At 67.9% G+C, this 12,814-nt stretch carries 11 protein-coding genes and 1 pseudogene; 5 read left to right on the top strand and 7 right to left on the bottom strand.

The genetic code is table 11. The annotated features are described in order from the left end of the window. Nucleotides 1-83 precede the first annotated feature (83 nt). The 7 genes and pseudogenes from GTW51_RS15730 to tpiA form a co-directional block, all read right to left on the bottom strand. On the bottom strand, nt 84-404 hold the full coding sequence (locus GTW51_RS15730; protein ID WP_163044978.1) for an FtsB family cell division protein: 321 nt from the start codon (nt 402-404) through the stop codon (nt 84-86). 115 nt (nt 405-519) lie between these two features. Further along, complete coding sequence (eno, locus tag GTW51_RS15725; protein WP_163044977.1) at nt 520-1,794, bottom strand: phosphopyruvate hydratase; 1,275 nt, start codon at nt 1,792-1,794, stop codon at nt 520-522. 323 nt (nt 1,795-2,117) lie between these two features. Next, a complete protein-coding gene (gene kdsA / locus GTW51_RS15720) occupies nt 2,118-2,954 on the bottom strand; it encodes a 3-deoxy-8-phosphooctulonate synthase (protein WP_163044976.1) in 837 nt (278 codons plus the stop codon). Then, nucleotides 2,951-3,820, bottom strand: coding sequence for a VOC family protein (locus GTW51_RS15715; protein ID WP_163044975.1), 870 nt, complete (start codon nt 3,818-3,820; stop codon nt 2,951-2,953). Before GTW51_RS15715 ends, kdsA begins: the two co-directional genes overlap by 4 nt. 89 nt (nt 3,821-3,909) lie before the next feature. Beyond that, entirely contained in the window at nt 3,910-5,538 is a 1,629-nt protein-coding gene (pyrG, locus tag GTW51_RS15710; RefSeq protein ID WP_163044974.1) for a CTP synthase, read from the bottom strand. 336 nt (nt 5,539-5,874) lie between these two features. Further along, nucleotides 5,875-6,327: pseudogene (secG, locus tag GTW51_RS23990) on the bottom strand (preprotein translocase subunit SecG); the annotation flags it as partial. Between the two features lie 97 nt (nt 6,328-6,424). Next, on the bottom strand, nt 6,425-7,186 hold the full coding sequence (tpiA, locus tag GTW51_RS15700) for a triose-phosphate isomerase (protein ID WP_163044972.1): 762 nt from the start codon (nt 7,184-7,186) through the stop codon (nt 6,425-6,427). 175 nt (nt 7,187-7,361) lie between these two features. Between tpiA and GTW51_RS15695 the strand changes: the two genes are divergently transcribed. The 5 genes from GTW51_RS15695 to GTW51_RS15675 are packed head-to-tail and all read left to right on the top strand — an operon-like array spanning nt 7,362 to nt 12,781. Then, nucleotides 7,362-9,245 carry a peptidylprolyl isomerase gene (locus tag GTW51_RS15695; RefSeq protein WP_163044971.1) on the top strand — a complete coding sequence of 628 codons (1,884 nt, stop codon included), beginning with the start codon at nt 7,362-7,364 and terminating at the stop codon, nt 9,243-9,245. Next, nucleotides 9,242-10,273: an anthranilate phosphoribosyltransferase gene (gene trpD / locus GTW51_RS15690; RefSeq protein WP_163044970.1), complete on the top strand. Its 1,032-nt coding sequence runs from the start codon at nt 9,242-9,244 to the stop codon at nt 10,271-10,273. The genes GTW51_RS15695 and trpD overlap by 4 nt, the downstream gene beginning before the upstream one ends. After that, entirely contained in the window at nt 10,270-11,085 is an 816-nt protein-coding gene (gene trpC, locus GTW51_RS15685; protein WP_163044969.1) for an indole-3-glycerol phosphate synthase TrpC, read from the top strand. The genes trpD and trpC overlap by 4 nt, the downstream gene beginning before the upstream one ends. Further along, nucleotides 11,082-11,573, top strand: a complete 492-nt coding sequence (gene moaC, locus GTW51_RS15680; RefSeq protein WP_163044968.1) for a cyclic pyranopterin monophosphate synthase MoaC — start codon at nt 11,082-11,084, stop codon at nt 11,571-11,573. The genes trpC and moaC overlap by 4 nt, the downstream gene beginning before the upstream one ends. Next, on the top strand, nt 11,570-12,781 hold the full coding sequence (locus GTW51_RS15675) for a molybdopterin molybdotransferase MoeA (protein ID WP_163044967.1): 1,212 nt from the start codon (nt 11,570-11,572) through the stop codon (nt 12,779-12,781). Before moaC ends, GTW51_RS15675 begins: the two co-directional genes overlap by 4 nt. Nucleotides 12,782-12,814 lie beyond the last annotated feature (33 nt).

Below are 12,814 nucleotides of genomic sequence, written 5' to 3'. Positions count from 1 at the left end.
TAATCCGTATTCAGTTAATCTGGTGCGGAGCAGCAATTTAACCGTTTTGCGGTTATGATATTTTTCGTAGTCGTCGTCGCAGGTTAGCGGAAATCGTCGCGCAGGATGACGATTTCGTCCTCCATCGCCACGTTGAGGCTGCGACGCGCGCGTTCGTCGATCATGTCGCGTTCCAGCGTCCCGTCATGCAGCAGCTGCACCCGTCGTTCCAGCGCCTCGCGCTCGCGGGTCAGCTCGTCGAGATGCGCCGTGCGCACCGCCAGCTCGCGCGTCAGCGAGGCCCGTGCCTCAAGCCCGTATTTGCCGCTCTGGGCGTGAATCGCAAAATAGGCGAGGAAGCTGGCCGTGATCGCGGGAACGATCAAGCGTCCGATCTGGGTGGGTCGTTTCTGAATCGTGCGCATCGGGCCCTCCGGGAGCCCGACACTGTCACGACCGGGATTAAGAGCGCGTAAACCACGCCCGATCCGACAAGGTGTGCGGCGTCGCTCGGTTGACGACGCCGCGGACACAACAGTCTTAGCCGCGCAGGATCGCCCGGCCGGCATAGACGGCCTGGTCGCCGAGCTCGGCTTCGATTCGAAGGAGCTGGTTGTACTTGGCCAGCCGGTCGGAGCGGGCGAGCGAGCCGGTCTTGATCTGCCCGCAGTTGGTCGCGACGGCGAGATCGGCGATGGTCGAATCCTCGGTCTCGCCAGAGCGGTGCGACATCACCGCCGTGTAGCCGGCACGGTGCGCGACGGAAACGGCATCGAGCGTCTCGGACAGCGTGCCGATCTGGTTGACCTTGACGAGGATCGAGTTGGCGACGCCCTTGGCGATGCCTTCCCGCAGGCGCTCGGAATTCGTCACGAAGAGGTCGTCGCCGACGAGTTGCACCGTGCCGCCGATCTGGTCGGTGAGCGTCTTCCAGCCGGCCCAGTCGTCCTCGGCCATGCCGTCCTCGATCGAGATGATCGGATAGGATGCTGCCAGCTCGCCGTAATAGGCCGCCATGTCGTTCGGGGAAAGCTTGCGACCCTCTCCCGCCAGGTCGTAGACGCCGTCCTTGAAGAATTCGGTCGATGCCGGATCGAGCGCCAGGAAGATGTCCTCGCCGGCCTTGTAGCCGGCCTTCCCGATCGCCTGCATGACGAAGTCGAGCGCTTCCTTCGCCGAGCCGAGATTCGGCGCGAAGCCGCCCTCGTCGCCGACATTGGTGTTGTGCCCGGCCGCCTTCAGCATCGTCTTCAGCGTGTGGAAGACCTCCGCGCCCATGCGCAGCGCGTCCGAGAAGCGCTCGGCGCCGACCGGCATGATCATGAATTCCTGGAAGTCGATCGGGTTGTCGGCATGTGCGCCGCCATTGATGATGTTCATCATCGGCACCGGCAGGACATGCGCCGAGGGCCCGCCGACATAGCGGTAGAACGGCAGGACACAGGCCTCCGCGCCGGCCTTGGCGACGGCGAGCGAGACGCCCAGAATGGCATTGGCGCCGAGGCGGCTCTTGTTCGCCGTACCGTCGAGCGCGCGGAGCACCGTGTCGATCCGCAGCTGGTCCTCGGCCTCGTAGCCGCCGAGAGCTTCGAGGATCTCGCCGTTGATCCCGGCGACGGCCTTCTCGACGCCCTTGCCGAGATAGCGCGACCCGCCATCCCGCAGCTCGACCGCCTCATGGGCGCCGGTCGAGGCGCCCGACGGAACCGCGGCGCGGCCCATCGACCCGTCTTCCAGGATGACGTCGACCTCCACCGTCGGGTTGCCCCGGCTGTCGAGAATTTCGCGTCCGATGATGTCGATAATGGCGGTCATGGGTACCCCTGTCGTGACGAACGAATGGTTCGAGGGGGTTCTAGTGCATGACGGCGAGGCTGGATAGCAGGGGATGCGGACGCATTACTTACGCGGTCGTCATCCTTGGGCCCCCGTCCCGAGGATCCAGAGCGGCGGTGACCCTCGTGGCGTGACTGGACGAGTCGAAGGCCCGAAAGACGGTCGTAGCCACAACTCACCCGGCGTGGAGTCTGGATCCTCGGGACGGGGCCCGAGGATGACGGACGGTGGGTGTCAACGCCTTTCCGTTCAACGCAGCACGACCAAACATGGTCAGCCTCAGATCGCCAGCTCTCGCACCCTCACCCAAACCCCTTCGTCACCGCGTCCAGCGCCTGCAGGCGCTTCAGCAGCTCCGGCATGCGGTCGAGCGGCACCATGTTGGGCCCGTCCGACGGCGCGTGGTCGGGGTCGTCGTGGGTCTCGATGAACAGCCCGGCGACGCCGACGGCGACGGCGGCGCGCGACAGCGTCTCGACGAAGCGGCGTTCGCCGCCCGAGGAGCCGCCCTGCCCGCCCGGCTGCTGGACCGAATGCGTCGCGTCGAAGACGATCGGCGCGCCGGTCTCCGCCATGATCGGCAGTGCGCGGAAGTCCGAGACCAGCGTGTTGTAGCCGAAGGAGACGCCGCGCTCGGTCAAGAGCACGTTGGCATTGCCGCTCTCGGTCACCTTGGCGAGAACGTTCTTCATGTCCCACGGCGCGAGGAACTGGCCCTTCTTGATGTTGACCACCCGGCCGGTCTCGGCCGCGGCGATCAAGAGATCGGTCTGGCGGCAGAGGAAGGCGGGAATCTGCAGGATGTCGCAGATCACCGCCGCCTCGCGGCACTGCTCCTCGGTGTGGACGTCGGTCAGTACCGGCAGGCCGAAGGTCCGGGCGATCTCCTCGAACACCGGCAGCGCGGCGGAGAGGCCGATGCCGCGCCTGCCGGAGAGGCTGGTGCGGTTGGCTTTATCGAAGCTTGCCTTGAAGACGAAGCCGATGCCGAGATCCTCGGTGATCCGCTTCATCCGCTCGGCGATCATCATCGCATGGTCGCGGCTCTCCATCTGGCAGGGGCCGGCGATCAGCGCGAAGGGGCGGCTGTTATCGAAGACCGCCTGTCCGGCGGCGACGCTCGTATTGGTGACGGTCATGGAAGGCTTTCCTCGAAGGCGATGAAGGCAGTGCCGGCGGCGGCGAGCGCTACGGTCAGCCGGTTCGACTGACGCCACGCGCCGGCGTCGCGGACCGCGGTGCTGGTCGCAGCGAGATCTGTGACCGAAAGGACAATACCGGCGATGACCAGGCCGCGTCGGCCGTCCCGGGCAAAGCCGTAGCGCTCGGCGGCAATGTCGTCGGTGATGATTTCGAGCACCGATCCGGCCAGAGGCAAACGCTGGCCCTCGGCGCCGTCTGCGACCAGCGGCTCGTCGCACGCGGACTCCAGCAAAAGGCGGGTGGCGAGCGAGACATCGCCAACCAGCACGATTCGCGAAAGGCCGTTGGCGCCGTTCGTGTGACGGGTCAGCGCGGTGCGGTCCGGCGCCGTGCGATGCAGCTTCTGGCAGAAGAACAGCGTCGCACCAAAGTCGGCGGGCGAGCGCGCGAATGTCAGGCGGAAGGACAAGGTCGCGCTGGTGCCGTCGGCAGAGACGAGATCGCGGGAGAACGCCACGACGCCGTCCTCGCCCAACCCGTGCTCGGCCAGTGTCTCGCGATCCACCAGCGCATCGTCCGAGCGGAGTGCAAGGCCCGAGAAGGCCGGCAGCGCATTGGCGCTGCGGAAAGCCGCATCGTGCCCGACGAAGAGATTTCCCTGGCCCAGCGCATCGCCATAGGCAGCGTGGTCGACGACCGCCAGCGGCTCCAGATAGGCGCCGTCGGCGAAGAACACGCAGGCATTGCCGGTGCCGAACGGGTGCACCGCATCCGGCGCCACCTGGAAGCCGAGGCTCTCGAGACGGGCTCGGGCCGACGGCAGGTCAGGGAACGGCAGGACGACATGGTCGAGGGGTCGCATGGCTTGGTCCTATGCATCTGCGAAGGCTTGACCAGATCCGCCCAAAGCAACCGCCGACACCGCCGGGCCGCCTCGCCCGACGCCGGTGATCAGACCAGGCGGCTCTGCTCCAGCGCCGCCGCGATGAAGCTGGCGAAGAGCGGGTGCGGATCGAAAGGCCGCGACTTCAGCTCCGGATGATACTGGACGCCGACGAACCAGGGATGGTCGGCGAGCTCGATCGTCTCCGGCAGCAGCCCGTCCGGCGACATGCCGGCGAAGTCCATCCCGGCCGCTTCCAGCACATCCCGATAGGAGCGGTTGACCTCGTAGCGATGGCGGTGACGTTCCTCGATCTCGGTCGTGCCGTAGATCTCGGCGATCTTCGACCCGGCCTTGAGCTCTGCCTTGTAGGCGCCGAGCCGCATCGTGCCGCCGAGATCGCCGCGTTCGGCGCGCTGCTCGAGCTCGTTGCCCTTCAGCCATTCGGTCATCAGCCCGACCACCGGCTCCTTCGTCGGCCCGAACTCGGTGGAGCCGGCCTCCTTGATGCCGGCCAGCGAGCGCGCCGCCTCGATCACCGCCATCTGCATGCCGAAGCAGATGCCGAAATACGGCACCTTGCGCTCTCTGGCGAAGCCGGCGGCGAGGATCTTGCCCTCGGCACCGCGTTCGCCGAATCCGCCGGGCACCAGAATGCCGTGGACCCGCTCCAGATAGGGTGCGGGATCCTCTTCCTCGAAGACCTCCGACTCGATCCAGTCGAGCTTGACCCGCACCTTGTTGGCGATGCCGCCGTGCTGCAGCGCCTCGATCAGGGATTTGTAGGCGTCCTTGAGGCCGGTGTACTTGCCGACAACCGCAATGGTCACCTCGCCCTCGGGGCTGCGGATGCCTTCGACGACCTGCTGCCAGAGCTGCAGCTTCGGCTTCGGCGCCGGGTCGATGCCGAAGGCAGCCAGCACCTCTGTGTCGAGGCCTTCGTTGTGGTAGGCGATCGGCACGTCGTAGATCGTGGCGACGTCCAGCGCCTGGATGACGGCAGTCTCCCTGACGTTGCAGAACAGGCTCATCTTGCGGCGTTCTTCGGCCGGAACCGGCCGGTCGGCGCGCACCAGCAGGATGTCCGGCTGGATGCCGATGGCACGCAGTTCGCGCACCGAATGCTGGGTCGGCTTGGTCTTCAGCTCACCGGCCGTCGGGATGTACGGCATCAACGTGAGATGAATGTACACAGCGCCGCCGCGCGGCAGGTCGTTGCCAAGCTGCCGGATCGCCTCGAGAAACGGCATCGCCTCGATGTCGCCGACAGTGCCGCCGATCTCGCAGAGGACGAAATCGAACTCCTCGTTGCCGTCGAGGACGAAGGCCTTGATCGCATCGGTGACGTGCGGGATCACCTGGACCGTGGCGCCGAGATAGTCCCCGCGGCGCTCCTTGGCGATGATCTCCTGGTAGATCCGGCCGGTGGTGATGTTGTCCATCCGGTTGGCGGACCGCCCGGTGAAACGCTCGTAGTGGCCGAGATCGAGATCGGTCTCCGCCCCGTCGTCGGTGACGAACACCTCGCCGTGCTGGGTCGGGCTCATCGTGCCCGGATCGACGTTGAGATACGGATCGAGCTTGCGCAGACGGACCCGATAGCCCCGCGCCTGAAGCAATGCGCCGAGGGCCGCCGAGGCAATACCCTTGCCAAGAGAGGAGACCACGCCGCCGGTAATGAAAATATATCGCGCCATGGGCCTTCCCGATAACCCCACGAGGGAGATTCTGCCAGTCGTTTTTGATCGCCAACGAAATTCGGCGGGACGCCTGAGGCGTCCCGCCGCTGCGATCATGCGGATTAAGTGTCTGGTCTACTGCTGGTTCGTGCCGGTCGTGGTGCCGGTCACCGGGGCCCCGGTGTCTGCCAACGGCGCTTCCACCGGCGGGACGGTCGGCTCGTCTGCTGCGTTCGGGGCGCTCTCGCCCGGATTGGCCGGGATCTGTCCGACCGGCTCCGCGGTGCCGTCGGCATCGGGAACATCGAGGGGAGCGTTCTGCGGCTCGACGGCCGAGGCTGGTGCCTCGGGCGCCGTCGCTTCGGGTGCGTCCGTCACCGGAGCCGAATCGCTGGGCGCGGACTGCATCGCGGCCGGCGGGGTCACCCCGTTCGGAACCGTGAGCGGCTGATCGCCCTCGACCGCCGCACCGTCTTCCGCCGGCAGGCCGCCGAGCTGGTCGAGCAGGCTGCCGCCCTGGTCGCCGTCATTGGTCGTGCTGCCCTGGTTGACCGGCAACCGGTCGAGAATGTCGGTAGGCTGGGCGCCGTAGCGAGCAAGCAGGCCGAGCGAGAGCGACGTGATGAAGAAGCCCGCGGCGAGGATGGCCGTCAGCCGCGTCAGCGCACTGGCCGCGCCGCGCGCCGTCATCATGCCGCCGCCACCGCCGCCGATGCCGAGGGCGCCGCCCTCGGAACGCTGTAGCAGGACCACGATCACGAGCGCGATGACGATCACCAAGTGGATGATGATGAGAATTGTTTCCATTGGACTTTCGCAACGCGTATTTTCGGGAGTTGGGCGCCTTCTATAGAAGCTTGGTCAGCTTTCCAACCGGATTCGGTAAGCGCTCTCCGCGCGCCACTCAGGAAGCGGCACGCGCCCTGCATATCGCGACGAAGTCCGCGGCCTTCAAGCTGGCGCCACCGACGAGTGCGCCGTCGACGTTGTCGACGCCCAGAAGCTCGGCAGCATTCGAGGGTTTGACCGAGCCGCCATAGAGGATTCGGACTCCGCCCGCGACCGCGTCGCCGAAGCGATCGACGAGGGTGTTGCGGATGAAATCGTGCACCTCGCGCACGTCGTCGACGGTGGGTGTTCGACCCGTGCCGATCGCCCAGACCGGCTCGTAGGCGACGACGGTGGTCGCGGCCTGCACAGCGTCCGGGAGCGAACCGGCCAGCTGCACGCCAAGGACATCGAGCGTGTCCCCGGCTTCGCGCTGGGCTTCGGTCTCGCCGACGCAGACGATGGCGACGAGGCCCGCCGCCCATGCCGCCTCGACCTTGGCGCGGACGATGGAATCGCTCTCGCCGTGATCGGCGCGGCGCTCGGAATGCCCGACGATGACGTAGCGTGCGCCGACATCCGCCAGCATGGCAGCGGAGATGTCGCCGGTGTGAGCGCCGGATGCGGCTTCATGGCAATCCTGGCCGCCGACGGCGACGGCCTCACCGAGGAGGCCGTGGCTGGCGGAAAGGATCGTGGCCGGCGGGCAGATCAGCAGGTCGAGGCCCTCCCCGGCCCCTTCGCGCACCGCCGCGGCGATCTCGGCGAGCTCCGGCAGCGATGCCAAAGTCCCGTTCATCTTCCAGTTGCCGGCAATCAATGGCTTCGGTCGCGTCATCGGCTGTTCCTCCCAGAGTGCGCCAGCGCGGACGTAACGGGCCGGCCATGCTAAATCAAATCCGGAGGGCTGCTTGCGCTGGGCCCACCGTCTTTCCTAAGAAGGCGTCCAAGGGACTGGACCGGTTCGATCTCGCCGCAACGGCGACGATTGCCGGCCTGCACGGGAGACCGGAATGCTCAATACCCTCCGCGACAGCGTCAAGGGCTGGACCGCGAAGATCCTGCTGGGTCTCCTGGTGCTCAGCTTCGCCGTCTGGGGCATCGGCGACGCCTTCCAGACCGGCAACGCGACGACCGTCGCCAGCGCCGGCGACACCGAAGTGTCGCTGCAGGATTACGCGCTCGCCTACAGCCGCGCCTCGCAGCGCCTGGCGCAGCAGATCGGGCGGCAGCCGACGGCCGAGGAAGCGCAGATGTTCGGCATCGACCAGGGTGTCATCGGCCAGCTGGTTGCCGGGGCGGTTCTCGACGAGCAGGGCCGCAATCTCCGCCTCGGCCTGTCTGAGGATCAGCTCGCCCGGCTGATCGCCGAGGATTCGAGCTTCCACGACGCGTCCGGCAATTTCTCCCGCAATGCCTTCCGCAACATCCTCGCCAATGCCGGGATGAGCGAGCAGGACTACATCCGCACCAAGGCCGACGAGGCGGTGCGCACGCAGATCATCGATGCGATCGCCGAGGGTGTCGACACGCCGGCCACTTTCGCGACGGCCCTCGGCCTCTACAATGGCGAACGTCGTACGGTCGAGTATGTGACCCTGACGCCGTCTATTGTCCCGCCCGTCGCCGATCCGTCCGACGACGTCCTCGCAACCTATTTCGAGGAGAACAAGGCGAACTACGCAGCGCCGGAATATAGGTCCTTCGCCTATGCGCTGCTGACGCCCGAAGCCCTCAGCGATCCGTCGACTGTCACCGACGAACAGATCGCCGCCGATTACGAAACCCACCGGGAAAACTACATCACCCCGGAACAGCGCCGCGTCCAGCAAATCGTGTTCCCGGACCGCGCCGCGGCAGATGCCGCGCAGGCACAGCTCGATGCCGGCTCGACGTTCGAGGCGGCAGCCGAGCAGGCCGGGCGCAGCATCGTCGACCTCGGCATGGTGGCCCGCAGCGCGATCCCGGACCAGGCGCTTGCCGATGCCACCTTCGCGCTGGCCGAGGGCGAGACCTCCGCGGTCGTCGACGGGCGCTTCGGCCCCGTGCTCCTGCGGGTGACGGAAATCCAGCCGGAGGGTGCTCGCCCGATGGAAGAGGTGTCGGAGGAGGTTCGCAACGAACTGGCGCTGGTCGCGGCCAATGACGCCGCGGCAGCGGCCTACAACGCCTTCGAGGATGCCCGCGCCGGTGGCGCCGACTTCGAGGAAGCCGCCCGCGGCGCCGGGATCACCGTCGTGACCGTCGAGGCTGCCGACCGCCAGGGCAACGATCGCACCGAAACGCCGATCGCGGACCTTCCCGCCGAACAGGAACTGCTGACCGGCGTGTTTGATACCGAGCCCGGCCTCGACAACGTTCCGATCAATTTCGGCTCGAACAGCTACGTCTTCTATGACCTGCTCAGCATCACCCCGGCCGGCGACCGCAGCCTCGACGAGGTTCGCGACCGGGTCGTTGCGGACTGGAAGGCCGCGGAGACCCAGCGTCTCCTCGCCGAACGCATCGTGGCGCTGCGCGCGGAACTCGATGCCGGTGGCGATCTCGACGCGATCGCCGCGGAAGTGGGCGTTCCCAAGCAGACTGCACAGTCGATCTCGCGCCAGTCCGGCGTCGCGGAACTGGGACAGGCGGCGGTGGCGGCAGCCTTCGGCGGCGGCAACGGCACCGTCGCTACGGCGCCCGGTTCGACGCCCGGGACCCAGCTGCTGCTGCGTGTGACGGAAGTGGCGCCGCCTGCCGACCCGGCGGCGAACGTTGCGGCAAGCGAACGCCAGCAGATGGCGACGATGCTCCAGGACGATCTGCTTCAGAGCTACGTGACCCTCCTCCAGAACGCCTATCCGGTGAGCATCAACGCGGCCGGCATCGAGAACGCCAAGGCCATGCTGCGGTGAGCCCAACCCTCAAACCCTTTCTCGCCAAGGTCGCGACCGGCGCATCCCTCGACCGGGAGGAAGCCGAGGCGGCCTTCGGCGTGATGATGGCCGGCGAGGCGACGCCGGCGCAGATCGGCGGGTTCCTGATGGCGCTCAGGGTGCGCGGCGAGACCGTCGACGAGATGGCCGGCGCCGTGTCGGTGATGCGTGCCAACATGCTCAAGGTCACGGCACCGGAAGGCGCCATCGACATCGTCGGCACCGGTGGCGACCAGGCCGGGACCGTCAATGTCTCCACCTGCTCGGCCTTCGTCCTGGCCGGCTGCGGCCTCGTTGTCGCCAAGCACGGCAATCGCGCGCTGTCGTCGCGATCCGGCGCCGCCGATGTCCTCACGGCACTCGGCGTCAATGTCGAGTTGCGGCCGGAGGCGATCTCCCGGACGATTGCGGAAGCCGGCATCGGCTTCATGTTCGCGCCGACGCATCATGCCGCCATGCGCTTCGTCGGGCCAAGCCGGGTGGAGCTCGGCACGCGGACGATCTTCAACCTGCTCGGGCCGATGTCCAACCCGGCGGGCGTCAGGAAACTCCTGCTCGGCGTCTTCGCCCCGGAATGGCTGATGCCGCTCGCCGAGACGCTGCAGGCGCTTGGCGCCGAGTCGGCCTGGGTCGTGCACGGCGACGGGCTCGACGAGATGACGGTCACAGGCCGTACCGACGTCGCGGCCCTGAGCAATGGCGCGATCACCACCTTCAGCATCGAGCCCGAGGATGTAGGACTGCGTCGCTGGACGATCGCCGACGTGCGGGGCGGCGATGCCGAGGCCAACGCGGCTTCGCTCCTGGCCGTGCTCGACGGGACGCACGGCGCCTACCGGGACATCGTACTCCTCAACAGCGCCGGTGCCCTGGTCATGGCCGGCGCCGCGGAGGATCTTCTTTCCGGCGTCGCCGCCGCGGCCGACGCGATCGACAGCGGCCGCGCCCGCGCCGCGCTCGACCGGCTGGTCGCCGTCACGAAGGGTTTTGCCGGAGCTACGCCATGAGCGACATCCTGCGGGAGATCGAGATCTACAAACGCGACGAGATCGAAGCGGCCAAGCGCGCGCATCCGCTCGCCGAGATCGAAGCGGCGGCGGCACGGGCCGATCCACCGCGCGGCTTCGTCGACGCCATCCGGCAGAAGCTCGCCGGCGGCGATCTGGCGCTGATCGCCGAGGTGAAGAAGGCGAGCCCGTCAAAGGGGCTGATCCGTGAGGATTTCGACCCGCCTGCCCTCGCCGTCGCCTACGAGCGGGCCGGCGCGGCCTGTCTCAGCGTCCTCACCGATGCTCCTTCCTTTCAGGGCGCCCCGGAGTTCCTGACCGCGGCGCGTGCGGCGACGACGCTTCCGGCGCTGCGCAAGGACTTCATGCACGACACCTACCAGGTGGCGGAGGCACGAGCCTGGGGCGCCGACGCGATCCTGATCATCATGTCCGCGGTGGACGATTCGCTGGCCGCCGATCTCGAGGCTGCAGCCGAGGCCTACGGGCTCGACGTCCTTGTCGAGGTGCATGACGAGGACGAGACCGAACGCGCGCTGCGGCTCCGCTCGCCGCTCATCGGCGTCAACAATCGTAATCTGCGGACCTTCGAGACGAGCCTCGACACCGCCGAGCGACTGGCGCGGCTGGTGCCGGACGATCGCATCCTCGTCGGTGAGAGCGGCATCTTCACCCATGCCGACTGCCTGCGCCTTGCCGATCACGGCATCCGGACGTTCCTCGTCGGCGAAAGCCTGATGCGCCAGCACGACGTGGAGGCTGCGACGCGCGCCTTGCTCGGCAAACCGCGTATCGCGGAGGGCGCCGCGTGAGCGAGGAGCCCCGCCTCACCCATCTCGACGCCTCCGGCGCGGCCGCGATGGTCGATGTCGGCGACAAGGAGGCCACGGTTCGGGTCGCCGTGGCCGAGGGCCTGGTGCTCATGGAGCCGGCGACGCTCGAACTGATCCTTTCCGGCCAGGCGAAGAAGGGCGACGTGATCGCCGTCGCCCGGATCGCCGGGATCATGGCCGCCAAGCGGACGCACGAGCTGATTCCGCTCTGCCATCCGCTGCTGATCGACAAGGTCGCGGTTGAGATCGAGGCTGAGCCGGCGCTTCCCGGCCTTCGCGTGACCGCGACTGTTCGGGTCGGCGGCCGCACCGGCGTCGAGATGGAGGCGCTGACCGCCGTCTCGATCGCGTGCCTGACGATCTACGACATGGCCAAGGCGGTGGACCGCTCGATGGCACTGACCGGTATCCGGCTCCTGTCGAAGTCCGGCGGCCGATCCGGCGACTGGGTGGCCACGGGGCCATGAGCCTCATCTCCGTCGATGCGGCCTATCGGCTGATCCTGCAGGACGCCGCACCCATCGCTCGGACGGAGGAGTTGACGCTGAGCGAGGCGGCGGGACGGGTGCTCGCCAGCGACATCGTCGCGCGCCGCACTCAACCGTCCTTCGATGCCTCGGCCATGGACGGCTATGCCGTGCGGTCGGCCGATCTCGCCGCTGGGCCAACGCCGCTCCGCCTCATCGGCGAAGCCGCCGCTGGTCGCGCTTTCGGCGGCACGGCCGGCGCCGGGGAGACGGTCCGGATTTTCACCGGCGCCCCGGTTCCGGAAGGCGCCGACGCGATCCTCATCCAGGAAGACGCCACGGTCGACGGGGCGGGCCGAATCCTGCCCGGCGCGACGGTGTCCGAGCGGCAGCACGTCCGGTTCGCCGGCATCGACTTTGGCGAGGGGGACACGCTGCTGCCGGGCGGTTGCCTGCTGTCGCCGGGCGCGATTGCGCTTGCCGCGAGCGGCGGGCACCCGACGCTGACGGTCCGCCAGCGCCCGCGCGTCGCGGTGCTCGCCACCGGCGACGAACTCGTGCTGCCCGGCGTCGCCCCCGGACCCGCCCAGATCGTCGCGTCCAACGGCTTCGGCGTTGCGGCGATGGTCTCGGCGGCGGGAGGTGAGGCGCTCGACTACGGCATCGCCCCGGATGACAAGACAGCGATCGCCGCGCGTCTCGATAAGGCGCTGGCGGAGGGGGCCGACATCTTCGTCACGATCGGCGGCGCGTCGGTGGGCGACCACGATCTCGTCGGCGCGGTCTTCGCCGAGCGCGGCGTCGCGCTGGATTTCTGGAAGGTCGCGATGCGGCCAGGCAAGCCACTGATGGCGGGGCGCCTGCACGACACGCGCATCGTCGGCCTGCCAGGCAACCCGGCTTCCTCGATGGTCGCGGCGATGCTGTTCCTCGTGCCGCTGGTCTCCCGGCTCGCCGGACGGCCCGTGCGCCCGCTTTACCGACATGGCGTCCTCGGCGCGGCAGTGCCGGAAAACGGCGAGCGGACGGATTTCGTCCGCTCGGTCGTCGTGATCGACGACGACGGCATCGCGACAGTCACGCCGCTGCCGCGCCAGGACTCCTCGCTGCTGTCCATCTACGCCCATGCCCAGGGCCTTTTGATGCGCGCGCCGCAGGCGCCGCCAGCGGCTGCGGGCGAGCCGTGCCGCTATGTTCCGCTGGACTGACGGGCTTGCAGAACACAACTAGAACAGATAGCT

Origin of the sequence: Aurantimonas aggregata, assembly GCF_010500835.1 — a bacterium.
Taxonomy (GTDB): domain Bacteria; phylum Pseudomonadota; class Alphaproteobacteria; order Rhizobiales; family Rhizobiaceae; genus Aurantimonas; species Aurantimonas aggregata.
This window is presented reverse-complemented; position numbering and strand designations above follow the sequence as displayed.

Coding starts and splice junctions, on each gene's coding strand:
- GTW51_RS15730 (WP_163044978.1), bottom strand. CDS start 404: ATGCGCACGATTCAGAAACGACCCACCCAGATCGGACGCTTGATCGTT.
- eno (WP_163044977.1), bottom strand. CDS start 1,794: ATGACCGCCATTATCGACATCATCGGACGCGAAATTCTCGACAGCCGG.
- tpiA (WP_163044972.1), bottom strand. CDS start 7,186: ATGACGCGACCGAAGCCATTGATTGCCGGCAACTGGAAGATGAACGGG.
- trpC (WP_163044969.1), top strand. CDS start 10,270: ATGAGCGACATCCTGCGGGAGATCGAGATCTACAAACGCGACGAGATC.
- pyrG (WP_163044974.1), bottom strand. CDS start 5,538: ATGGCGCGATATATTTTCATTACCGGCGGCGTGGTCTCCTCTCTTGGC.
- kdsA (WP_163044976.1), bottom strand. CDS start 2,954: ATGACCGTCACCAATACGAGCGTCGCCGCCGGACAGGCGGTCTTCGAT.
- GTW51_RS15675 (WP_163044967.1), top strand. CDS start 11,570: ATGAGCCTCATCTCCGTCGATGCGGCCTATCGGCTGATCCTGCAGGAC.
- GTW51_RS15695 (WP_163044971.1), top strand. CDS start 7,362: ATGCTCAATACCCTCCGCGACAGCGTCAAGGGCTGGACCGCGAAGATC.
- GTW51_RS15715 (WP_163044975.1), bottom strand. CDS start 3,820: ATGCGACCCCTCGACCATGTCGTCCTGCCGTTCCCTGACCTGCCGTCG.